This window comes from Streptomyces sp. BI87 (genome assembly GCF_025957665.1).
Lineage (GTDB): Bacteria > Actinomycetota > Actinomycetes > Streptomycetales > Streptomycetaceae > Streptomyces > Streptomyces albidoflavus.
On record NZ_CP110079.1, the window covers coordinates 1,147,012 to 1,169,610 of the forward strand.

Below are 22,599 nucleotides of genomic sequence, written 5' to 3' on the forward strand. Positions count from 1 at the left end.
AGCACGAATGCGTTCAGCACGCATGCGTTCGCCACGGCAGGCGTCCACTCCCCCGGCAACCACCCCGGACCCGCCACCCGTGCGCCAGCACCACCGCGCACCACACCCGGAGGAAAGCGGAGGCCAGGCGCCCGCCCGCCCCATCCTTCGCCCGACTCCCGGGCCGTCTTCACTTCCTGACGACACGCCGGGACTTCCTTCACGTCTTGTGACAACTCTTGACGCACCCGGTTTCCGGGAGAACCATCAGCCCCCATGGAGAGCGCTCCCCAGGCGGTCTCCCGCCTTTCCCTGTGCTCACTCGGCCCCACCCGCACCGCCGCTCACCGCCCGGACGAGGCGGCGGGCGTCCACCCCCGCACCCCGACAGCTCAGGAGAGCCGACATGCTCACCACGTCCCTCCGGCCCCCACGACCGGGCGGCGGACCACGCCCCCGCTCCCGGTACCGCAGAAGCGTCTCGGCGCTGGTGGCGGGCGCGCTCACCGCCACCGCGCTGGTCATGCTCCCGGCGACCTCGGCGCAGGCGGCGCCCGCGCTCGTCTCGCAGAACAAGAACGTCACGGCCTCCAGCCAGGAGCACCACGGCACGCCCGCCACCTTCGCGGTCGACGGCGACACCTCGACACGCTGGTCCAGCGCCGACAGCGACGCACAGTGGCTCCAGGTCGACCTGGGCGCCAGCACCGCCGTCTCCGAGGTCGTCCTCCAGTGGGAGGCCGCCTACGCCAAGGGCTACAAGATCGAGCTCTCCGAGGACGGCGAGAGCTGGCACACCGCGCACTCCACCACCGACGGCAAGGGCGGCACCGAGACCGTCCCGCTGAGCGGCGACGCCCGGTACGTCCGGCTGACCGGCACCGAGCGCGCCACCCAGTACGGCTACTCGCTCTGGGAGTTCCAGGTGTACGGCGAAACAGGCACCGGCGTCGGCCCCATCGAGGCCGGCGGTGACCTCGGCCCCAACGTCCACGTCTTCGACCCGTCGACGCCGGACATCCAGGGCACGGTCGACCAGATCTTCCAGGAGCAGGAGTCGGCGCAGTTCGGCGAGGGGCGCCACGCCCTGATGTTCAAGCCGGGCACGTACAACGACCTCAATGTGCAGATCGGCTTCTACACCGGGATCTCCGGGCTCGGCCTCTCCCCCGACGACACCCACTTCAACGGGGACGTGACGGTCGACGCCGGCTGGTTCGACGGCAACGCCACGCAGAACTTCTGGCGTTCGGCGGAGAACCTCTCGCTCAGCCCGGTCAACGGCACCAACCGCTGGGCCGTGTCGCAGGCCGCGCCGTTCCGCCGGATGCACGTCCGCGGCGGCCTCAACCTCGCGCCCGACGGCTACGGCTGGGCGAGCGGCGGCTACATCGCCGACTCCAAGATCGACGGCACCGTCGGCCCCTACTCGCAGCAGCAGTGGTACACCCGCGACAGCTCGGTCGGCGGCTGGACCAACGGCGTCTGGAACATGGTCTTCTCCGGCGTGCAGGGCGCCCCGGCGCAGGGCTTCCCCGAGCCGCCGTACACCACGCTGGAGACCACGCCGATCTCCCGTGAGAAGCCGTTCCTGTACCTGGACGGCGACGACTACAAGGTGTTCGTGCCCGAGAAGCGCGCCAACGCGCGGGGCGTCTCGTGGGAGGGCGACCAGCAGGGCGAGTCGCTCTCGCTCGACCAGTTCTACGTGGTGAAGCCGGGGGCGACCGCGGCCACCATCAACGCCGCCGTCGACCAGGGGTTGCACCTGCTGTTCACTCCGGGCATCTACCACGTGGACGAGGCGATCAACGTCGACCGGGCGAACACCGTGGTCCTCGGCCTCGGCTACGCGACGATCATCCCGGACAACGGCGTGACCGCGCTGAAGGTCGGCGACGTCGACGGGGTGCGGCTGGCCGGACTCCTCATCGACGCCGGCACCCAGAACTCCCAGACGCTGGTGGAGATCGGCGAGGAAGGCTCCTCCGCCGACCACGCGGCCAACCCGACGACCGTGCAGGACGTCTTCATCCGCATCGGCGGCGCCGGTCCCGGCAAGGCCACCACCAGCCTCGTCGTCAACAGCGACGACACGATCATCGACCACACCTGGATCTGGCGCGCCGACCACGGCGAGGGCGTCGGCTGGGAGACCAACCGGGCCGACTACGGCGTCCAGGTCAACGGCGACGACGTGCTGGCCACCGGTCTCTTCGTGGAGCACTTCAACAAGTACGACGTGGTGTGGGCGGGTGAGCGCGGCCGGACGATCTTCTTCCAGAACGAGAAGGCGTACGACGCGCCCAACCAGGCGGCCATCCAGAACGGCGGCACCCGGGGGTACGCGGCCTACAAGGTCGAGGACTCGGTGGAGACGCACGAGGGATGGGGGCTCGGCAGCTACTGCTACTACAACGTGGACCCGAGCATCCGCCAGGAGCACGGCTTCCAGGCGCCGGTCAAGCCCGGGGTGAAGTTCCACGGGCTGCTGACCGTCTCGCTCGGCGGCAACGGGCACTTCGACCACGTGATCAACCAGGTCGGCGAGCCCACCCAGGGGTCGGACACGATCCCGTCGACGATCACCGAGTTCCCGCTGCCTTGACGGGCGGGGTGGCACAAGGAAGTGGGAGCCGGTCCCCGCACAGGGGGCCGGCTCCCGGCGTCGTACGCGGTGGGGGTCAGGCCCCCTTGAACCGGCGCAGGCGCAGCGAGTTGCCGACCACGAAGACCGAGGAGAAGGCCATCGCGGCGCCGGCGATCATCGGGTTGAGCAGGCCGGCGGCGGCCAGCGGCAGGGCGGCCACGTTGTAGGCGAAGGCCCAGAAGAGGTTGGACTTGATGGTGGCGAGGGTGCGCCGGGACAGGCGCACCGCGTCGGCGGCCACCCTCAGGTCGCCCCGGACCAGGGTGAGGTCCCCGGCCTCGATGGCGGCGTCGGTGCCGGTGCCCATGGCGAGTCCGAGGTCGGCCTGGGCCAGGGCGGCGGCGTCGTTGACCCCGTCCCCGACCATGGCGACCGTACGGCCCTCGGCCTGGAGCCCCTTGACGACCTCGGCCTTGTCCTCGGGCATCACCTCGGCGATCACCTGCTCGATGCCGACCTCGCGGGCGACCGACTCGGCGGCGGCCCGGTTGTCGCCGGTGAGCAGGACCGGCGTGAGACCCAGCGCGCGCAGCCGCCGGATCGCCTCGGGGCTGGTCTCCTTGACGGCGTCGGCCACCTCCAGGACCGCGCGGGCCTCGCCGTCCCAGGCGACCGCGACGGCGGTACGCCCGGCGGCCTCGGCCCCGGCGTGGGCGCGCTCCAGCTCCGCGGGCAGCTCGATCGCCCACTCGGCGAGGAGGCGGGGCCGGCCGACGAGGACGGCGTGGCCCTCGACGACGCCCTGCACGCCGAGACCGGCGACGCCGGCGAAGCCCTCGGGCGCGGGGAGGGGGCCGGTGCGGTCGGCGGCGGCGCGGGCGACGGCCTGGGCGATGGGGTGCTCGGAGGCGTGTTCCAGGGCGCCGGCGAGGCGAAGGGCCTCGTCCTCCGTGGTGGAGGCGGCCGTGTGCACGGCGAGCAGGGTCATCCGGCCGGTGGTGACGGTGCCGGTCTTGTCGAGGACGACGGTGTCGACCTTGCGGGTGCTCTCCAGGACCTCGGGGCCCTTGATGAGGATGCCGAGCTGGGCGCCGCGTCCGGTGCCGACCATGAGCGCGGTCGGCGTGGCCAGCCCCAATGCACAGGGGCAGGCGATGATCAGTACGGCGACGGCGGCGGTGAAGGCGGCGGTCAGCCCCCAGCCGGTGCCGAGCCAGAAGCCGAAGGTGGCGACGGCCAGGGCGATGACGACCGGCACGAAGACGGCGGAGATGCGGTCGGCGAGCCGCTGGGCGGCGGCCTTGCCGTTCTGCGCCTCCTCGACCAGCCGGGCCATCCGGGCGAGCTGGGTGTCGGCGCCGACCCGGGTGGCCTCGACCACCAGGCGGCCCCCGGCGTTGAGGGTGGCGCCGGTGACGGAGTCGCCCGCGCCGACCTCGACGGGGACGGACTCGCCGGTGAGCAGGGAGGCGTCGATGGCGGAGGAGCCCTCGACCACGGTGCCGTCGGTGGCGACCTTCTCGCCGGGGCGGACCACGAAACGGTCGCCGGTGCGCAGTTCGCCCGCCGCTATGCGCTCCTCGCGGCCGCCGCGCAGGACGGTGACCTCCTTGGCGCCCAGCTGCATCAGGGAGCGCAGCGCGGCCGAGGCGCGGCGCTTGGAGCGGGCCTCGAAGTAGCGCCCGGCCAGGATGAAGGCGGTGACGCCGGCGGCGGCCTCCAGGTAGATGTTCCCGGCGCCGTCGGTGCGGGCGACGGTGAACTCGAAGGGGTGGGTCATCCCCGGCGTTCCGGCGGTCCCGAAGAAGAGCGCCCACAGGGACCAGAGGAAGGCGGCCGAGGTGCCGACCGAGATCAGGGTGTCCATGGTCGCGGCCCCGTGCCGCAGGTTGGTCCAGGCGGCCTTGTGGAAGGGCCAGGCGGCGTAGACGACGACGGGGGCGGCCAGGGTGAGGGAGAGCCACTGCCAGTAGGTGAACTGGAGCGCCGGGATCATCGCCATGGCGATCACCGGGACGGCCAGCGCCACGGCGGTGACCAGCCGCTGGCGCAGCGGCCGCAGCTCTTCCTCGGCGCGGGCGTCGGCGTCGTCCCCGGCCGCCGGGCCGCTCTCCGTGCGGCGCGGTTCGGGTTCGCGGGCGGTGTAGCCGGTGGCCTCGACGGTGGCGATCAGGTCGCCGACCGCGACCGGTCCGGCGTAGGAGACCTTGGCCTTCTCGGTGGCGTAGTTGACGGTGGCCTCGACGCCCTCCATGCGGTTGAGCTTCTTCTCGATGCGCGCGGCGCAGGAGGCGCAGGTCATCCCGCCGATGGCGAGTTCGACCTCCGCGCTGCCCGCTGTCGTCGTCCGGCCGTTCATACCCACTGCCTCTCCGTCGCTCCCGGATACCTCCAGGGGGTACCCTTCGATGCCAGGTATACCCCCAGGAGGTATCGATCGCAAGGGGCTCCGGCCGCTTGACTTGATACCCCCAGGGGGTACCTTGTGAGAGATCACCGGCAGGCGCCGGCACCGGCGGGGACGAGGGAGCGGTCATGAACACAGGAGTACGGATCGGGCTGTACGCGGCCGGGCTGGCCGTCGCCTTCGGTGCGGCGTACGGCGCCGGGGACCGGTTCGGCCCCGCGCCCGCCCCGCCCGCACCGGTCGAGCACAGCGAGCACCGGGAGGGCGGGGCGGGAGAGGAGCACGGCCAGGACCACGACGCTCCCCCGGCCACCTGACCGGACACGCCGTGGCCCGGCCTCCCCCTCGCGGGAAGGCCGGGCCACGGTCGTCCGTATGTACCGGCTCAGCGCAGCGGCGTCACTCCCGCCGGGCCGCCGGTGATCTGGAACTGCGAGCCCGGCTCGATCACCACGTCGCCGTCGGCGGAGCCGGAGATGGTGACGTCGGCGAGGGTGGCGGAGCCCCGGGCCCCGCCCTGGGCGAGGATGCCGGCGCCGTTGTTGGACTTGCTGATGGTGACATCGCTGATGGCGACATCGGGGGCCGCGCCGCCGCCGTTCTTGAACTGGACACCGTCGTAGGTGGAGTCCTCGATGTCGGTGTCGCGGATGGTGACGCCGGTGATGTCCTGCCCTGCCGGGAAGATGGTGACGGCGCCGAACTCCTGCGCCTCGCCCCAGAAGGCGCCGCCGGTGCGGTACAGGCCGTTGTTCGCGATCAGCGTCTCGCCGGAGAAGGGCAGTGGGTCGTGGTCGGTGGCGAGCATGATGCCCGGGTAGTTCATCGTGTCGGAGATCAGGTTGTTCTCGATGGTGTTGCCGTGGCCGCCGTAGACGGCGATGCCGTTGGCACGCCAGGGCAGCTGGATCGTGTTGTGGGTGAAGGTGTTGTCGCTGCCGATGTCGGTCGCCGGGTCCTTGACGTAGCGGCTGGCCCAGACGGCGAGGGAGTCGTCACCGGTGTTGCGGAACGAGGAGTTCGCGACGGTGGAGTTGCTGGTGCCGTTGGTGAAGTTGATGCCGTCCGCGTAGGTGTCGCGGATACGCATGCCGGTGAACTCCAGCCCGTCGCCGGGCCCCCACAGCTCCGGGATGTTGCTGTGGTCGCGGCCGACCCAGACGCCGACGTTGGCATGCTCGATCCAGACGTTGGAGATCTTGGTGTTCTTGCCGAACCGTCCGTTGAGGCCGACGCCGCCCTCGGCGCCGTCCCGGCCGCCGCGGATCCGGCCGGAGCCGAAGATGGCCAGGTCGGAGATCTGGACGTTGTCGTCGATGTCGAAGCCGAAGTTGCCCTCGTGCGGGTGGTTGATGCCGTCGGCGAGATGCGGCTCGGTCAGGGTGAAGAACTGGGAGTGCCACATCCCGGCGCCTCGGACGGTGACGTCACTGATGCCCACCTGGTTGTACTCGCCCCGGTCCTGCGGGTCGTCGGTGAGGATCTTCCGCTCCTGGCGCCACTGGCCGGCCGGGACCCAGACGCAGTCGATCTCGCCGTTCTGGTCGGCGGTGACGGCGGCCTGGAGGGCGTCGGTGTCGTCGCCCTGGTCGTCGGGGACGGCGCCGAACTCGGTGATCGAGGTGCACTCGGCGGGCTGCTCGGCCGGGGGTGCGACCTCCTCCAGGTCGACCAGGTCGACGATGTAGAACTCCGCGTCGTCGCCGGCGTCCCGCTGGAGCTTGAACTCGGTGCCGGCCGGATAGCTCCGCTCCAGCAGCGCGTGCGACTCGTCGAAGAGGCGGCGCGCGTCGGCCTGCGGGGTGTTGGTCAGCGCCTCCGGGTCGTCGGAGTTGCCGTACAGCCAGCTGTGCCGGGAGGAGAGTGCGAGCTTCCGCACGAACTCGCCGTCGGCGTAGAGGCTGAGGGTCGCGTCGATGCCGCCGCCGTGGGGTGCGTCGGGGATCGAGTTGCGGACCACGATCGAGTTGGCCGCCGCCGTCGAGGTGAACGAGACGAACTGGCCGGTCGAGTCGAGCCGCACCGACTTGCGGCCGGAGGACTCGGTGCCGAAGTTGGTGTGCCCGAAGGTCCGCTTCTCGTCGGCTTCGAGGAGCGTCCCCTCGTACGTGCCGTCCTCCGCCTCGTACGCGGTGTACGGCAGGTCGGCGCCCCGGTCGGCGGCGGCGCTCCGGGCGGCGTCCGCGCCCCGGGCCGCCGCCGGGTCCGCGGCCGAGGCCGCGCTCGGGGCGAGGCCGGCCGCGAGCAGGCAGGCGAGGGGAACCCCGCAGGCCAGACGGCGTGTGACGTGTTTCCACTGCATGGTGTCCTCTGTTTCCGTGGGGTCGACAGAGTCGATTCAGGCGTGCACGTCGGGGGCGTGGAGCGGTGTGGGGGCTACCGGCGGCACAGGCGGTACGCGAGCCGTCCACCCGTTCTTACACAAGCACTGCACGTTTTTTGCGTAGCTCAGTCGCTTGCATGCGGGCGGACAGTGGGAGTTTTCATCGACGCCATGACCCTGTCAACGGTCCGCGCACGCCGAAAGGCCGCCCGGCCGCCCCGGGGCGGGGCGGCCGGGCGGCCTCGGTGACGCGCGGTGCGGGAGCCGGTCAGCGGCGGAAGGGGCCGGTGACCTCGTAGGTGATGCCGCCGGAGGAACTGCCGCTGGTCCCGCGCTGGCTGGAGAAGTAGAGGCGGGTGCCGTCCGGGGAGAAGGCGGGGCCGGTGATCTCGGAGGCGGACTGGCGCTCGATCCGCAGGAACGGGGTGACCACGTCGTCCGGGGTGATGAGGCAGATGTCCATCGACCCGCCGTCCTCGGCGACGTAGAGGTCGCCGGAGGAGTTGCCGGTGACGTTGTCGACGCCGGTCAGGGGCGCGGCGCCGCCGGTCACCAGCGAGTCGTCGTAGGTGAGGTCGAGGCGCTGGGCGACGGCGTCGTACCGCCAGACCCGGTTGTCGCCCTTGGTGGTGAACCAGCAGGTGTCGTCGGCGTAGTGGCAGCCCTCGCCGCCGTTGAACCGCTTGGCGCCCGAGACCTGGTTCCGGGTGGCGGTGGCGGCGCCGGACGGGTCGGGGACGGCGGCCCAGGTGACGGCGCCGCTGGTGCCGGAGCCCATCCGCAGCACCTCCAGCCGGCCGGCGGAGAGGTCGCCCCAGGTGGTGGGGATGAAGCGGTAGAAGCAGCCGTCGAAGACGTCCTCGGTCAGGTAGATCACCTTGCGGACCGGGTCGGCGGCCGCCGCCTCGTGCTTGAAACGGCCCATCGCGTCCCGCCGCACCGCCGCCTTCACGCCCCACGGGTCGGTCTCGTAGACGTACCCCCGGTCGACCTCCTCGCAGGAGAGCCAGGTCTGCCAGGGGGTGCTGCCGCCAGCGCAGTTCGTGCGGGTGCCGGAGAGGATGCGGTAGGCACCGGTGATGTCGCCGGAGGAGGAGAAGCGGATCGCCCCGGCCCCGCCGTCCGGGCTCACCTCGGAGTTGGACACGTAGATCCAGCCACTGCCGTCGGCGTAGCAGGCGCCACCGTCGGGCGCGGGGTGCCAGGTGTACGAGGTGCCCGCCACCCGCTGGCCGGTCCGGGCGACGATCCGGCTGCGGAAGCCGGCGGGCAGCCGGATGCCCTGGGCGTCGGCGGAGCCGACCGGGCCGTAGGGGCCGGGTCCCGGCTGGGCCGGGGCCGCGTGGGCGGTGCCGGCCCACAGGCTGCCGCCGAGGGCGACGGCCGAGGTGCCGACGACCGTGGTGCGCAGGAAGGTTCGACGTTCCACTGCCACTCCGTGGGGTGTAGTCCGCCCTCCGGCCCGTTGGCCGGGGGTCCCGCTCGGCCGGAACCCTAGAGCCCCCCAATTGACCGAACATGGACAACCGGTGAACAGCGGACACGCCCCCGACCTCGCCTTTCAGCCCCGGATGGGTGCCACCACCCATGGCACAACGCGTAAAGGAACAGTAAAGTCCACCGCACGCCCACGAGGTGGGCGGCGCCCGGGGAGGTCCGGGCCCGCGATGAGGCGACGGGGGAGCTCATGAGCGAGAACACGCAGTACGTGACCAGGAACGGCGAAGTGTCGGCCGGGGTCTTCGAATGGACCCACCGGCTCGGCTCGCAGACGGTGGTGTGGGTGTCCGGTGGGGCGGGCGCCGTGCTCGGCGGGGTGATGGGCTGGTTCATGGGCGAGGGCGAGGAGTGGTCGGTGCCCCTGAAGACGCTCGGCGCGCTCGGCGTCGCGGCCGTCGGCTTCCTCTTCTTCTGGGCGCTGGCCCGCTACACCTACTCCGTCCACCTGCGCCTGAAGAACGGCCAGCTGGAGGGCTCCTTCAACCGCAAGACGGTCAAGCTGCCCGCCGGAGCCATCGCCTACGCCGGCCGCGCCGAGTTCTCCAAGGCCAACAAGCGCCACACGAGCACCACCAGCCTCGTCCTCGAACCGGGCCCGGGCCTCGAACTCGTCTCCCGCCAGGGCCACTACATCACCGCCACCACCCAGCACGCGGACGCCGTCCTCCAGGCCCTCCTCACCCAGGGCATGCGCCCCGACGCCCTGCGCATCCCGTTCCCGGCCCACATCAACGCGAGGCCGCCGGCCTGGCGGGAGCAGCGGTAGGGGTACTGCGGAGCGTGGCAGGGGTCCCGGCACGCGCCGGGACCCGCGCGCGTGGACACCCGAACCAAAAGGTTGTACGGGAAAAGGACGCATTTCGGTGGCGAATGGGGCACAGGCGTCTCACGCTTGCCCGGGAGGCGTAGCGGCGAGCCACGGTCCAAGGACAGTCTGAGCAGGTATGGAGAACGCGCCGAGGCAGCGGCATCCTCGCCCGGCCGGTCGAGGGACCGCCTCCCCCGTCGGCCTGATCAGATCGGACGCGCATGTCGACGCCCAAGCCGCTCCTCTCCCGTCTGCGCCGTGACACGCGGCGCGGAGCGCCCGTGGCCGACGAGGCCGAACAGGCGGCGCGCAAGGCGGCCAAGCGGCGCGAAGCCCTGCTGGCGGGCGACCCGGATCTGGCCGAGGTCGAAGCCGGCGAGCGCACCTGGATAGGGCGCCGGGTGCACAGCCTGGAGGAGGCCGAGGCGGCCGAGCGCAACCTCGGCCTGGTCACTCAGGCCCTGCGGCACGCGGGCGTCGACTACTTCATGGTGCCCGGCCGCTCGGTCCAGCGGTACGTCGTCGGCATCCGCCTCTCCGACCGCAAGGCCCTGCTGAGCGCCCTGCGGGAGCTGTACACGACCACCGCCCTCTACGCGGCGGAGCCGGGCCAGAACGCCTGGCCGGAACAGGCCGCGCTCTACGCGGAGGGTGCGCTGCCGGTCGAGCTGAAGCGGCGGAACGTCATCAGGTTCGGCGAGATCCTCCTCGGCCCGTCCGGCCAGCTACTCGCCGGGCTGGTCCGCGGCTGCGACGTGGAGTTCTGGCGGGAGGGCGAGCAACTGCTGAGCGAAGCGGCAGAGGGCGGCGAGCGCGCGACGGAGCTGCTCCGCGGCCTGCGGTACCAGGCACCGCCGGCTCTGCTGGCCGGCGCTCTGGTGGGGCCCCGGCAGAACGCGATCTCCGACGTGGTGCCCGCACAGGCGCAGACTCCCGCCGTCCGCACCATCGGCGGACATCCTCATCCGACCTTCGAGAACTTCGTCGAGCCGGTCATCGACACGGTCGACTTCCCGCTCGACGTGGTCTACACCTGGGTGGACGGCGACGATCCCGCCCTCGCCGCCAAACGCGAGGCGCACCGGACCGGCGGCGCGCCCGGCGCGACCTCCCGCGAGGCCGGAGCCTCCCGCTACGCCAGCCACGACGAACTCAAGTACTCGCTGCGCTCCCTGGAGATGTACGCGCCCTTCCTGCGCAACATCTACGTCGTCACCGACAGCCAGACCCCCTCCTGGCTCGACACCTCGGCGCCGGGCATCCAGGTCGTCGACCACAAGGACATCTTCCGCTCCCCCGAAGCCCTGCCGGTCTTCAACTCGCACGCCATCGGCACCCAGCTGCACCGCATCCCGGGCCTGTCCGAGCACTACCTGTACTTCAACGACGACATCTTCCTCGGCCGCCCGGTCACCCCGAACCACTTCTTCCACGGCAACGGCATCGCCAAGCTGCCCTTCTCCCCCTCGCAGCTGGGCCTCGGCGCCCCGCACCCGGAGGAGCCCGCGCCCAACTCGGCGGGCAAGAACGTCCGGCGGCTGCTGCGCGAGGAGCACGGGCGGATGACCGTCAACAAGTTCGCCCACACCCCGCACCCGCAGATCCGCTCGGTCATGCGGGAGATCGAGGAGCGCTTCGCCGAGGAGGTCGACCGCACCGCCCGGTCCCGGTTCCGCGCCCCGACGGACATCGCCATGGGCGCCTCCTTCCACCACCACCAGGCGTTCCTGACCGGTCGCGCCGTGCCGGGCACGTACAAGACCCGGTACATCGACGTGGCCCGGCCGGACGCCGAGGAGCGACTGGAGGAGCTGGTGGCCAACCGCCGGTTCGACTTCTTCTGCCTCAACGACGTCAACAGCCCTGCCGAGGAGCAGGACGCCATCAACCGGAGGATCCACACCTTCCTGGAGACGTACTTCCCCTTCCCCAGCCGCTACGAGCGTGGCGGCCCGGCCTGACCGGCACCCTCGCGACCGTCTGAGGTGCCCCCGGCGGTGATCCGCTCCACCGCCTCCACCGTCACCGCCCGTTCGTGCGGTTCGGTGTCCAGGGCGCGGTGGAGGGAGAGGCCCTCGATGAGGGCGTCGAGCTGGCGGGAGGTGTCGGGGTCGAAGTGGCGTTCCAGGATGGTGCGGCTGCGGGCCATCCAGGCGCGGGTCAGTTCGCGGTAGGCGGGGCGGCGGGCGGCCAGCGTGTAGAGCTCCTGGGTGAGGATCAGGTCGCGCTGGTTGCCGCTGGAGAGGTGGTGGACGAGGCCGACCACGGCGGCGCGGGCCTCGTCGGCGGTGGTGGCGGCGCCGAGGCGCTCCTCGAAGACCGCGACGACGGTCGAGGAGAAGCGGGTGAACGCCTCGCGGAGCAGTTCGTCCATCGAGGCGAAGTGGTAGGTCATCGAGCCCAGCGGCACCCCCGCCCGCGCCGCCGCCTTGCGGTGCGAGACGCCGGCCACGCCGTCCTCGGCGATGAGGTCCAGCACGGCGGCGAGGATGCGTTCCCGCCGGTCGGGGTCGGTCTTTCCGGTCGCCACTGGTCCTCCTGGTCGTGCGGTGCGGGTGCGCCGCCGGGGCCTCACGGTAGCGCCGGGCGCGGAGACGGGGTGCGGCTACCGGGCGTACGGTCGTACACTCCGGGGGCGTACGACCGTACGTTCCCTCCCCGTGTCTGCCGAGGATTCTGCCGTGCTGGACCAGGCCACCCGCCGCTGGCGTGCCGCCCTCTTCGTCTTCATGCTGGTCTCCGGGGTCGGCATGGCCTCCTGGGTGGCACGGACGCCGGCGGTGCGGGACGCGCTCGAGGTGAGTACCGGCGGGATGGGCGTGGTGCTGTTCGGGCTGTCGACGGGTTCGATGGCCGGGGTGCTCGTCTCCGGGCCGCTGGTGCGGCGGTACGGCGGGCGGGCCGTGATGTGGGGTGGCGCGGCGGTGCTGACCGCCGGGCTCGCGGTGACCGCGGGCGGCGCCGCGTGGTCGCTGGCGGGCGGGGTCTTCGCGGGGCTCGCCCTGTTCGGCTCGGGACTGGGTCTCGCCGAGGTGGCCGTCAACATCGAGGGCGCGGCCGTCGAGCGGCGCATCGGCCGGCCGGTGCTGCCGGTGCTGCACGGCTGCTTCAGCCTCGGCACGGTCCTCGGGGCGCTGCTCGGCCTGGCGCTGACGGCGGCGCGGTTCCCGGTCGGCGCCCATCTGCTGGCGGTGGCGGCGCTGTCGGCTGCGGCCACGGTCTGGGCGGTGCGCTCGGTGCCCGCCGGGACCGGCCGGGAGGCGGCGCCGGAGGCTTCGGCGGGGCCGAAGGACCGGCTGGCGGCGCTGCGGGTGTGGCGGGACGGGCGACTGGTGCTGATCGGGGTGATCGTGCTGGTGATGGCGTTCACCGAGGGCGCCGCCAACGACTGGCTGCCGCTGCTGATGGTCGACGGGCACGGGGTGAGCGCCACCGCCGGCTCGCTGACATACACGGCGTTCGCGGTCGCCATGACGGTGGGCCGGTTCGCGGGCGGGCCCTTCCTGGAGCGGTTCGGGCGGGCGGCCGTGGTGCGGGCCAGTGCGGTGGTGGCGGCGGTGGGCGTCGCCCTGGTGGTCTTCTCGCCGAGTCCGCTGGTGGCGGGTGCGGCGGTGGTGCTGTGGGGGCTCGGCGCCTCGCTCGGCTTCCCGGTGAGCATCTCGGCGGCGGGCGACGACCCCGAGGGCGCCGCCGCCCGGGTCAGCGCGGTCGCCACCGCCGGATACCTCGCCTTCCTGGTCGGGCCGCCCTCGCTCGGCTTCCTCGCCGACCACGTGGGGCTGCGGCCGACGATGGGCGTGGTGCTCGGCCTGCTGGTGGTGGCCGCCCTGCTCGCCCCGGCGCTGCGGCCGCGCGGCCCCCGGGTGGCCGCGACGGCCGTACCGCCGCAGCCGGACGGCACGGCGGCCGCGCCGCTGGACGACGGCGCGGGCCGTCCCTGAACGGGATGGGCCGCCCGTTCCTGGGGGGACGGACGGCCCATCCATCTGCCGTACCGCTACCGGAAGCCGGCTCGGTCAGGGGGCGTGGAAGGTGACCGAGTCGAGGTCGAAGGAGTTCTCGTTCGGCGCGGTGAAGACGAGGTGGAGCTTGTGGGTCCCGGCCAGGGCCGCGACGTCCACCGGGTCGGTCTCCTCGTACGCGTCCCAGTCGCCGGTGGCCGGGACGGGGGTGGTGGCGAGGAGTTCGCCGTCGGGGGCGCCCGCGCGCAGTTCGACGGCGCCGCCGCCCTCGGGTGAGGAGAGGCGGTAGGTGACGCTGCCCACGCCGGACTCCACGCTCATCGGGTCGAAGGCGATCCAGTCTCCGTCGGAGATGTCCCCGATCCGCTTGCCGTTCTCGGCTCCTTCCTGGCTGACGACGCGGGTGCCGGACTGGTCGTCGTGGTACTCGGCCTGCTTGTGGCGGGGCTGGAGGACGGAGCGGCCGTAACCGGTCAGCTCACTGGTGCCCTCGGCGCCGTGGTCGGTGTAGCGGGCGTTGAGGACGTAGGTGAGGTCGGCGCCCTCGGGGTGGCCGCCGAGGTCACCGGTGTCGACGGTGCCCTCGCAGCCACGCAGGTCGGTGGTGGGGTGTTCGTGGTCGTCGTGGCCGAGGGCCGGGTTGAGGACCACGTCGGAGCAGTCGATCTCCCCGTCCTCGGGATCGGTGACGGTGATCTTGTACGGGATCTTGTCGCCGAACTCGATGAGCGTGCCGTCGGCCGGCGTCTCGACGGTGACCTTCGGCGCCGTGTTGCCCGCGGTGACGGGGATGTTGGCGTAGCCGGACCTGCCGCTGGAGTCGGTGACCTTCAGCTGGGCGGTGAAGTCGCCCTTCTCGGTGTAGGTGTGGGTGGCGGCGGCGTCGGTGGAGTCCCAGGTGCCGTCGCCGTCGAAGTCCCAGGCGTACTCCAGGGAGTCGCCGTCGGGGTCCTCGCTGCCCTCGCTGGTGAAGCCGACCTCCAGGGGGACCGGGCCGTCGGTGACGGAGGCGGCGGCCTTGGCGACGGGGTTGCGCTGTCCCTGGGCGTAGTCGATCCGGTAGAGGCCGGAGTCGTTGTTGCCGCCGCCGAACTCCGAGCCCCATTCGAGGAGGTAGAGGGAGCCGTCGGGGCCGAAGGTCATGTCCATGGGCTTGCTGAACTCGCTGGTGGAGAGGAAGTCGTTGATCTTCAGCAGGGAGCCCTCGTCGTCGAAGCGGATCTCCTTGACGTAGTCGCGGGACCACTCGTAGAAGAAGGCCGCGCCGTCGTAGTAGGCGGGGAACTTGGTGGGCGAGGGGTTGTCCGCGTCGTACTGGTAGACGGGGCCGCTCATCGGGGCGGAGCCGCCGCTGCCGACCTCGGGGAAGGTCTCGGAGTCGCCGTAGCCGTACCAGACCTCGGGGAGCTGGACGGGCGGGAGTTCCTTCAGGCCGGTGTTGTTGGGGGACTCGTTGACGAGGTGGTCGCAGTCGAACTTCTCCCCCACGTCACCGGTGTCCGGGTCGTAGGGCGCGTAGGGCTGGTTGTCGCCGTGGCAGAAGGGCCAGCCGTAGTTGCCGGCCTTCTTGATGACGTTGTACTCGACGAGGCCCTCGGGTCCGCGGTCGGTCGTGGGCAGGCCGCGGTCGGGGCCGTAGTCGGAGGCGTGCACGTCGCCGGTCTTCTGGTCGACGGTGAAGCGGAAGGGGTTGCGGAAGCCCATCGCGTAGATCTCGGGGCGGGTTCCCTCGGTGCCCTCGGCGAAGAGGTTGCCCTCGGGGATGGTGTAGCCGCCCTCGTCGGTGGGGGTGATGCGCAGGATCTTGCCGCGCAGGTCGTTGGTGTTCCCTGCGGTACGGGCCGCGTCGAGGCGCTCCTTGCCCTCGCGCCAGTCGAGCGGGGCGTACCCCTGCCAGTCGGGGTCGAGGTTGGGCGGCACGTCGTCGCCGACGCCGAGGTACAGGGTGCGGTCGGGACCGAACTCGACGGCGCCGCCGGTGTGTCCGGGCTCGGGGAAGGTGCGGTCGCGGTAGGCGGGGACGTCCAGGAGCTTCTTCTCGCTCTCCTTGTCGAGGGTGCCGTTCTCGACGGTGAAGCGGGAGAGCCGGTTGACGTCCTCCTCGGCACCGGCCGGCGCGTAGTAGAGGTAGACCCAGTGGTTCTCGGCGAAGTCCGGGTCGAGTTCCATGCCGACCAGGCCGTCCTCGCCGCCCGTGTACACGTCGAGCTTGCCGGCGGTGCGGGTGGTGTGCGTGGCGGGGTCGAAGATGTTCAGCTCGCCGCTGCGCTGGACGTAGAAGACCCGGCCGTCGGCGGCGACGTCGAGTTCCATCGGGTCGGCGGTGTTGTCGTCGAGGGTGACCTTCTCGTACCCGTCCCAGACGGTGCCGCCGCAGTCGCCCGGCGCGTTCCCCGCCGCCCACTGGAGGCCGCCGACGACGTGCTCGCGGAACGCCTCCTCCTGGTACGAGGCGGCGTCGTGGCCCATGGCGGTGGCCCAGACCTTGCCGCCCTGGGAGGTACGGCACCAGGAGATGGGGTGGTCGGCGCCCATCGCTTCGTCGCCGGGGTCGTAGGTGGTCTCGTCGGCGGTGACCAGGACGTGCACGTCACCGCGCGGGTTGGCGTCGAAGTTGTACCACTCCTCGGCGCGCTCCCAGCGGTCCGGGAGATGCTTCGTGGAGGGGTGGACGCGGTCGGCGACCTTGGCGGTGCCCTGGAGGACGCCGGGCGAGTGGGCGGGCATGTGGGCGCCGCCGTTGATCAACTCGTCCCACCAGGGGAACTCCTCCTCGACGCCCATGTCGAGGGTGTTGTGGACGGCGACGATGCCCCCGCCGCCCTCGACGTAGCCGCGCATCGCCTCGCGCTGCTCCTCGGTCTCCCAGACCATGCCGGAGTTCTGGAGCATGGCGACGGCGTCGAACCCGGCGAGGTTCTCGGCGTCGAAGACGGCCGGGTCCTCGCTCTGGACGACCTCGAAGCCGTTCTCCTCGGCCTCCTCCTCGAACATGGTGATGCCGGCGGGGATGGAGTCGTGGACGTAGCCGACGGCGCCGGTGAAGAGCAGGACGCGGAAGTCGGCCTCGGCCTCCTCCGCGGGCGCGGCGGCGGTGGCGGGCAGGGCGGTCAGCGCCAGGAGCAGGGCGCTGCCGAGGGCGACGGCCGATCTCCGTAGGGCGCGTGCGGAATGGCGCATGTGCGGTCCTCTCTGCGGCTCGTGCGGTGGGGGTCCCGTCCGGTCCGGTGCGCTCCCGGCGGGGGCTGGTGGGGGTGTGCTCCGGTCCGCTCGCCCGGGCTCCCTTCGATGGGGGGGTGGAGCCCGGGCGGCCGCCGTGGGGGGAGGTTCAGGGGAGGGTGGTGAGGGCGCCGCGGAGGAAGGCGAGGCCGTCGACGGCCAGGGCGTCCTGGCTCTCCGCCAGCGGCCGCCAGACGGAGGCGGCGACGGCGATGGAGGCGTTGTGGGCGGTGAACGACTCGATGCAGAGCGGCCCTCTCCAGCCGCCCGCGACCAGTTCGGCGAGGAAGCCGGGCCAGTCGAGCGCGTCGGCGCCGGGCGCGCCCCGGTCGGCGGCGCAGACCTGGACGTGCGCGATCCGGCCGCGCGCCTGCCGGACGGCAGCGGGCAGCGAGCGCTCCTCGATGTTCTGGTGGTACGTGTCGAGGGCGAGGCCGATCACTTCCGGTGGCAGGTCGCCGAGCCCGTCCAGGGTCTGGGCGACGGTGTTGAACAGGCTGGTCTCGTACCGGTTGAGGGGTTCCACGGCTATCCGCACCCCCGCGTCCCGGGCGTGTTCGAGGACGGGCCACAGGTGTTCGCGCCACTGGCGGTACGCCTCGGCGCGGGCCGCCTCGTCGAGGCGTCCGGTGCGGCCCACGGAGCTGTAGACCGGCCCGGCGACGGCGGGCGCCCCCAGCGCGTGGGCGGCGTCCACGCAGGCGCGCAGGTAGTCCTGGGTCTCCTGGACGGTGCGGGCCCCGGCGCGGACCAGTTCGCGGCCGGGCGGCATGACGGCGACGACGGCGGCGGGGGCGAGGCCGGTCTCCCCGAGGAGGGCCGCGGCCTCGGCGGGCTCCCAGTCGCCGGAGTTCTCCAGCGGCAGTTCGACGCAGTCGAAGCCCCATCCGGCCAGGCGCGGCAGCAGCGCGGCCAGTTCGCGGCCGGTCACCGGGGAGTACCAGATCCAGGGGTTGGCGCCGATGGGCAGGGTGACCGTCATTCCTTGCCTCCCCACTTCTCGGGGAAGCCCGGAAGCTCCTCGCAGCCGCACATGGCGTAGTGCAGCGGCGGCATGCCCGGCTCCAGGTAGTCGTCCAGGTCGGCCTCGGTGATGACCGGCTGGGGCAGCGTCCACTCCTTCGGGACCTCCTCGCCGCCGAGGATCTTGAGCGCCGCGATGACCGGGGTGCGCCACTGGAAGGTCGGGTAGGCGGGGGCGACGGCGGTGAGCTTCTTCTCCTTCCACGCCGTCAGGAAGTCCTGCTGGTCCTCGCCGGTGATCGGCGGCACCTCCTGCCCGGCGTCCTCGAACGCCTCGACGGCGGCGACGGCGGTGGCACCGGAGTCCATCCACACCCCGTCGATCTCGCCGTGCCGGGTCAGCGCGTCGGCCACGATCGACTTGGTACGGGCCGGGTCGCCGTCGGTGAACTTGGCGTCGACCACCTCCACCCCCGCCTTGTCGAAGGCGCGCTTCGCCGCCGACCAGCGGGTCTCCAGGGCGTCGACGCCGGGCGAGATGCGCAGGGCGAGGATCTTGGCGCCCGGCTCGGTCTTCTCGACCAGGAAGTCGGCGGCGGCAGCCCCGTAGCCGTAGCCGCCGACGGGGCTGATGAAGGTGACGGCGCAGTCGGTCTCCACGCCCCGGTCGAAGACGATGACGGGGACCTTCTCGCAGGCCCGCTCGACGGCCGGGGTGAGGGTGGCGGTGGTGTTGGGCGAGACGATGAGCGCGTCGCAGCCCTTGCCGGTGAGTTCCTGGATGTCGGAGATCTGCTTGTCGTCCTTGCCCTGGGCGTCCAGGACGGTGAACTTGCCGATCTCCTTGTGGAGTTCGACCTCGGCCCGCATGTTCTTCAGCCCGACCTGCCGCCAGGGGTTGAAGACGCCCGCGTTGGAGAAGCAGAGGTGGGCGTCGCCGCCGCCCTTCTTGGCGTACTCGGCGGTGTCGATGAACTCGGGCCGCAGCATCTGCTCCCAGGGCTTGTCCTCGGGGCCCTCCGGGGTCTCCTTCGCCAGCTCCAGCTGCCGGTCGTACTCGGCCTGGTCGAAGAAGTCCGAGTCGCCGGAGCCGTCGGTGGCGGCGGAACCGCTCGCGGAGGGGGCGGCGGGCCCGTCGGCGGGGGCGTCGCTGGTGCAGCCCGCGAGGAGGGCGGCGCCGAGGAGCGCGGCCAGCGAGGTGAGGGTGGTGGAGCGCGGTCTCATCGGGTGGTCCCTTCCGGGGAGCGGGTACGGCGGCGGCGCAGGCGGGAGTAGTCGGCGGCGCCCAGGCCGACGGCGGCGATGACGATGACGCCCTGGACGGTGGACTCCAGGGCGCCGGAGACGCCGCGGAGGTTGAGCAGGGTGAAGAGGGCCTGGAGGGAGAAGGCCCCGGCCATGGCGCCGACCACCGAGCCCCTGCCGCCGCCGAGCAGCACCCCGCCGAGGACGACGGCGGTGATGGCCTCGAACTCGTAGCCCTGGCCGGCCTGGGCGGAGACGCCGGAGAAGCCGCCGACGAGGACGGCGGCGAGGCCGGCCGCGACGCCGGAAAGGACGAAGGCGGTGACGCGGACGCGGGTGACGCGGACCCCGGAGAGGTGGGCGGCGCGTTCGGAGTCGCCGGTGGCCAGCAGGGTCCGGCCGAAGTCGGCCCGCATCAGCAGGTACGCGCCGACGCCGACGGCGAGGCAGACCGGCACCGCCCACGGCAGCCAGCCGAAGGCGGAGCCCCGGCCCAGTTCGCGGAAGGCTGTGGGCAGGGCGCCCTGCGGGGAGCCGCCGGTCCAGAAGAAGACGGCGCCCTCCAGGATCAGCATCATGCCGAGCGTGGTGATGAAGGAGGGGACGCGGAGCCTGGTCGTCACCAGGCCGCTGACCAGCCCGGCGGCGCCGCCCGCGGCCAGCAGGACGAGGGTGGCGAGCAGCCAGTGCAGCGCGGGGAACGAGGCGTACAGCTGGGCGGCGACGACCACGCCGGCGGTGACGATCGCGCCGACGGAGAGGTCGAACTCGCCGCAGACGATGACGAGGTACTGGCCGGCGGCGAGGATGACCAGGGGCGCGGCCCGCTTGACGAAGGCGAGGAAGCGGTCGGCCTCGTAGAAGCCGGGGTCGGTGAGGGCGAGCGCGATCAGCACGGTGGCGAGCAGGACGTAGACGGGGGTCGCGGTGCCCAGCGCGGTGAGCAGGCGGCGGCCCGTGCCGGGGGCGGGCCGGGCCGTGGCGGCGGTGCTCATGCGGTCCTCCGGCGGGGGGTGCGGCGGCGGGCGTAGAGGGCGACCGCGGCGATGATGACGACGCCGCGCACCACGTTCTTGAAGAACGGGTCGACGGCGAGCTGGTTGAAGACGCTGTCCAGGACGGCGAGGACGAGGACCCCGCCGAGGGTGCCCGCCACTCCCCCGCGCCCGCCGGCCAGCGCGGTGCCGCCGAGGACGACGGCGGCGATCGACTCCAGGTCGTAGCGGGCCTCGGTGCCGGCCCAGGGGGCGCCCGCGCCGAGCCGGGCGGCGAGGAAGAGGGCGGCGGCGCCGACGCAGAGCGAGCACAGGACGTGGGCGACGACCACGGTGCGGCGGGTGCGGACCCCGGAGAGCCGGGCGGCGTGCTCGTCGCCGCCGGTGGCGTACAGGTGGTGGCCGAGCCGGGTGCGGCGGGTCAGGAACCAGGCGCCCCCGGCGACGGCCAGCAGCAGGAGGACGGAGACGGGGACGGGCCCGATCCGGTCGTAGCCGAGCCGCTGGAAGCCGGCGGTGACCTGGCCGGCCGGGCCGGTGTACTGGTCCTCGATCCAGCCGCGCAGGATGAAGGCGGTGCCGAGGGTGGCGATGAAGGCGTTGACCTTGAGCCCGGCCACGATCAGGCCGTTGGCGAGCCCCACCGCCACCGACAGGGCGAGGGTGGCGAGGACCGCGAGCAGCACGCCGCCGCTCTGCATGGTCTGGGCGGCGACCAGCGTTCCCAGACTGATGAGGTAGGCCACCGACAGGTCGAGCGAGCCGGTGAGGATGACCATCGACTGGCCGACGGCGACCAGGCCGAGAGCGACGCTGTTCTGGAGGACGGCGACGACGTTGGTGGTGGTGAAGAACTGCCCGCCCTGCGCGGCGACGACCGCCCAGCCGAGCAGGGTGACGGCGAGGGCGGCCAGCCAGACGCCGGTCACCGGGTCGGTCAGGCGCAGCCGGCGGCCGGGGCGGGGCGCGGGGGCGGCGGACTTCTCTCCGGGGGCGGTGAGCAGGTCGCCGGTCATGCCGCGTCCTCCTGGTCCGGGCCGGACTCGCCGCCGGTGGCGACGCGCATGACGGCCTCCTCGGTGGCGCCCGCGGGGAGTTCCCCGGCGAGGCGGCCGTCGGCCATGACCAGGACCCGGTCGCTCATCCCCAGGAGTTCGGGGAGTTCGGAGGAGACGATCAGCACGGCGAGCCCTTCCGCCGCCAGCTCCCGCACCAGGGTGTGGATGGCGGCCTTGGCACCGACGTCGATGCCCCGGGTCGGTTCGTCGAAGAGCAGCACGCGCGGACGGGCGGCCAGCCACTTGGCGATGACCACCTTCTGCTGGTTGCCGCCGGAGAGGTACTGGACCTCCTGGGTGTCGGCCGAGGCGCGCAGCCGCACCCGCTCCAGCAGGGCGGCGGCGCCTCGCGCCGAGGGCGGCCGGGCTCGGCCGGGCACGGCCCGGGTGACGAGCAGCGCGTTGTCCCGCACCGACTGACGCAGCGCCAGCCCCTCGCCCTTGCGGTCCTCGGTGACCAGGGCGACGCCCGCCCGGATCGCCTCGCGGGGGCGGGTGGGCCGCAGAGGGCGCCCGGCGACGGTCATCGTCCCGGCGGTGAAGGGCGCGGCCCCGAAGAGCGCCCGCACCAGCGAGGTACGGCCCGAGCCCTGGAGCCCGGCGACTCCGACGACCTCGCCCGCGCGCACCGTGAGGTCGATCCCGGCGAGGCGGTCGTTGGCGCCGCACTCGACGGTCAGGACGGATTCGCCGATCTCCTCGGGGCGGGCGCGCGGCGGGTAGTAGGCGTCCAGGTCGCGGCCGACCATGGCGCGGACGACGGCGGCGGAGTCGGTCGCGGCGGTGTCCAGGGTGGTGACGCGCCGTCCGTCCTTGAGGACGGTGATCCGCTGCGACAGGTCGAAGACCTCGCGGAGCCGGTGCGAGATGTAGAGGATGCCCAGGCCCCGGGCGGCGAGGCGGCGGACCAGCGCGGTCAGGCGCGCCACCTCGTGCTCGGCGAGCGGCGCGGTCGGCTCGTCCATGACCAGGACCCGTACGTCGGAGGCGAGCGCCTTGACGATCTCGACGGTCTGGCGGCGGGCGACGGAGAGGGTGTGGACGGGGGTGCGCGGGGTGATGCCCGTCTCGTCGATCTCGCCGAGGAGTTCGGCGGTGCGCCGCTCCATGGTGCGCCGGTCGACCAGGCCGAAGCGGCCGGGCTCGCGCCCCAGGAAGACGTTCTCGGCGACCGTGCGGTGCTCCAGCAGGGCGAACTCCTGGTGGATGACGCCGATTCCGGCCGCCTGCGCCTGGGCGGGATGGGTGAAGGAGCGGGGGGTGCCGTCGAGGGTGAGCCTCCCCGCGTCCGGTACGTGCTCCCCGGCGAGGATCTTCATCAGGGTCGACTTGCCGGCGCCGTTCTCCCCCACCAGGGCGTGCACCTCGCCCTCGCGCAGGTCGAGATCGACGTCGTGGAGGACGCGCACCCCCAGGAAACTCTTGGACACGCCTTGCATCGTCAGCATCGCGACTGGCTCCTCGGTCAGCGGTCTGCCGAGCAGAGTCCGCCCGGACCTTTGGCCTGTCAAGGGACCAAGTAACTTTGTTCTCAAGGGAGTTGAGCGCGA

The 22,599-nt window shown here is 72.5% G+C and carries 15 protein-coding genes; 5 read left to right on the plus strand and 10 right to left on the minus strand.

Annotation, left to right across the window (positions count from 1 at the left end):
• The first annotated feature begins 385 nt into the window (after positions 1–385).
• A complete protein-coding gene (locus OIM89_RS04915) occupies positions 386–2,587 on the plus strand; it encodes a discoidin domain-containing protein (protein ID WP_195730217.1) in 2,202 nt (733 codons plus the stop codon).
• 76 nt (positions 2,588–2,663) lie between these two features.
• Here the strand turns inward: OIM89_RS04915 and OIM89_RS04920 are convergent, their stop codons facing one another.
• Positions 2,664–4,928, minus strand: coding sequence for a heavy metal translocating P-type ATPase (locus OIM89_RS04920; RefSeq protein ID WP_195730218.1), 2,265 nt, complete (start codon positions 4,926–4,928; stop codon positions 2,664–2,666).
• Positions 4,929–5,104: 176 nt separating this feature from the next.
• On the opposite strand from OIM89_RS04920, the gene OIM89_RS04925 reads away from it, so the two are divergent.
• Positions 5,105–5,293, plus strand: a complete 189-nt coding sequence (locus tag OIM89_RS04925; RefSeq protein WP_175457235.1) for a hypothetical protein — start codon at positions 5,105–5,107, stop codon at positions 5,291–5,293.
• A gap of 68 nt (positions 5,294–5,361) precedes the next feature.
• On the opposite strand, the gene OIM89_RS04930 is transcribed toward OIM89_RS04925, so the two are convergent.
• Both OIM89_RS04930 and OIM89_RS04935 read right to left on the minus strand, forming a co-directional pair.
• Positions 5,362–7,278 carry a right-handed parallel beta-helix repeat-containing protein gene (locus OIM89_RS04930; RefSeq protein WP_264491023.1) on the minus strand — a complete coding sequence of 639 codons (1,917 nt, stop codon included), beginning with the start codon at positions 7,276–7,278 and terminating at the stop codon, positions 5,362–5,364.
• Between the two features lie 289 nt (positions 7,279–7,567).
• Positions 7,568–8,728, minus strand: coding sequence for a PhoX family protein (locus tag OIM89_RS04935; RefSeq protein ID WP_264491024.1), 1,161 nt, complete (start codon positions 8,726–8,728; stop codon positions 7,568–7,570).
• A 258-nt stretch (positions 8,729–8,986) separates the two neighbouring features.
• Between OIM89_RS04935 and OIM89_RS04940 the strand changes: the two genes are divergently transcribed.
• Positions 8,987–9,565, plus strand: a complete 579-nt coding sequence (locus tag OIM89_RS04940; protein ID WP_226964554.1) for a hypothetical protein — start codon at positions 8,987–8,989, stop codon at positions 9,563–9,565.
• Positions 9,566–9,828: 263 nt separating this feature from the next.
• A complete protein-coding gene (locus OIM89_RS04945; protein WP_030698363.1) occupies positions 9,829–11,568 on the plus strand; it encodes a stealth family protein in 1,740 nt (579 codons plus the stop codon).
• Here the strand turns inward: OIM89_RS04945 and OIM89_RS04950 are convergent.
• Positions 11,544–12,137, minus strand: a complete 594-nt coding sequence (locus OIM89_RS04950) for a TetR/AcrR family transcriptional regulator (protein ID WP_030698362.1) — start codon at positions 12,135–12,137, stop codon at positions 11,544–11,546. The genes OIM89_RS04945 and OIM89_RS04950 overlap by 25 nt on opposite strands.
• 151 nt (positions 12,138–12,288) lie before the next feature.
• Between OIM89_RS04950 and OIM89_RS04955 the strand changes: the two genes are divergently transcribed.
• A complete protein-coding gene (locus tag OIM89_RS04955) occupies positions 12,289–13,548 on the plus strand; it encodes an MFS transporter (protein ID WP_030698361.1) in 1,260 nt (419 codons plus the stop codon).
• 75 nt (positions 13,549–13,623) lie between these two features.
• Here OIM89_RS04955 and OIM89_RS04960 read toward each other — a convergent pair whose 3' ends face one another.
• The 6 genes from OIM89_RS04960 to OIM89_RS04985 form a co-directional block, all read right to left on the minus strand.
• On the minus strand, positions 13,624–16,749 hold the full coding sequence (locus tag OIM89_RS04960) for a ThuA domain-containing protein (protein WP_226964553.1): 3,126 nt from the start codon (positions 16,747–16,749) through the stop codon (positions 13,624–13,626).
• A gap of 148 nt (positions 16,750–16,897) precedes the next feature.
• Positions 16,898–17,770 (minus strand): sugar phosphate isomerase/epimerase family protein, encoded by an 873-nt coding sequence (locus tag OIM89_RS04965; RefSeq protein ID WP_226964552.1) that lies wholly within the window; start codon positions 17,768–17,770, stop codon positions 16,898–16,900.
• Positions 17,767–18,975: a substrate-binding domain-containing protein gene (locus OIM89_RS04970; protein ID WP_030698358.1), complete on the minus strand. Its 1,209-nt coding sequence runs from the start codon at positions 18,973–18,975 to the stop codon at positions 17,767–17,769. The genes OIM89_RS04965 and OIM89_RS04970 overlap by 4 nt, the downstream gene beginning before the upstream one ends.
• Entirely contained in the window at positions 18,972–19,991 is a 1,020-nt protein-coding gene (locus tag OIM89_RS04975; RefSeq protein ID WP_030698357.1) for an ABC transporter permease, read from the minus strand. Before OIM89_RS04975 ends, OIM89_RS04970 begins: the two co-directional genes overlap by 4 nt.
• Positions 19,988–21,007 carry an ABC transporter permease gene (locus tag OIM89_RS04980; protein WP_030698356.1) on the minus strand — a complete coding sequence of 340 codons (1,020 nt, stop codon included), beginning with the start codon at positions 21,005–21,007 and terminating at the stop codon, positions 19,988–19,990. The genes OIM89_RS04975 and OIM89_RS04980 overlap by 4 nt, the downstream gene beginning before the upstream one ends.
• Positions 21,004–22,497: a sugar ABC transporter ATP-binding protein gene (locus OIM89_RS04985; protein ID WP_264491025.1), complete on the minus strand. Its 1,494-nt coding sequence runs from the start codon at positions 22,495–22,497 to the stop codon at positions 21,004–21,006. Before OIM89_RS04985 ends, OIM89_RS04980 begins: the two co-directional genes overlap by 4 nt.
• Positions 22,498–22,599: the final 102 nt, after the last annotated feature.

Bases quoted from the DNA above. Each gene is read 5' to 3' on its own strand.
- OIM89_RS04965 (WP_226964552.1), bottom strand. From the start codon at position 17,770: ATGACGGTCACCCTGCCCATCGGCGCCAACCCCTGGATCTGGTACTCC.
- OIM89_RS04915 (WP_195730217.1), top strand. From the start codon at position 386: ATGCTCACCACGTCCCTCCGGCCCCCACGACCGGGCGGCGGACCACGC.
- OIM89_RS04985 (WP_264491025.1), bottom strand. From the start codon at position 22,497: ATGCTGACGATGCAAGGCGTGTCCAAGAGTTTCCTGGGGGTGCGCGTC.
- OIM89_RS04970 (WP_030698358.1), bottom strand. From the start codon at position 18,975: ATGAGACCGCGCTCCACCACCCTCACCTCGCTGGCCGCGCTCCTCGGC.
- OIM89_RS04930 (WP_264491023.1), bottom strand. From the start codon at position 7,278: ATGCAGTGGAAACACGTCACACGCCGTCTGGCCTGCGGGGTTCCCCTC.
- OIM89_RS04920 (WP_195730218.1), bottom strand. From the start codon at position 4,928: ATGAACGGCCGGACGACGACAGCGGGCAGCGCGGAGGTCGAACTCGCC.
- OIM89_RS04925 (WP_175457235.1), top strand. From the start codon at position 5,105: ATGAACACAGGAGTACGGATCGGGCTGTACGCGGCCGGGCTGGCCGTC.
- OIM89_RS04940 (WP_226964554.1), top strand. From the start codon at position 8,987: ATGAGCGAGAACACGCAGTACGTGACCAGGAACGGCGAAGTGTCGGCC.
- OIM89_RS04980 (WP_030698356.1), bottom strand. From the start codon at position 21,007: ATGACCGGCGACCTGCTCACCGCCCCCGGAGAGAAGTCCGCCGCCCCC.
- OIM89_RS04975 (WP_030698357.1), bottom strand. From the start codon at position 19,991: ATGAGCACCGCCGCCACGGCCCGGCCCGCCCCCGGCACGGGCCGCCGC.
- OIM89_RS04945 (WP_030698363.1), top strand. From the start codon at position 9,829: ATGTCGACGCCCAAGCCGCTCCTCTCCCGTCTGCGCCGTGACACGCGG.
- OIM89_RS04960 (WP_226964553.1), bottom strand. From the start codon at position 16,749: ATGCGCCATTCCGCACGCGCCCTACGGAGATCGGCCGTCGCCCTCGGC.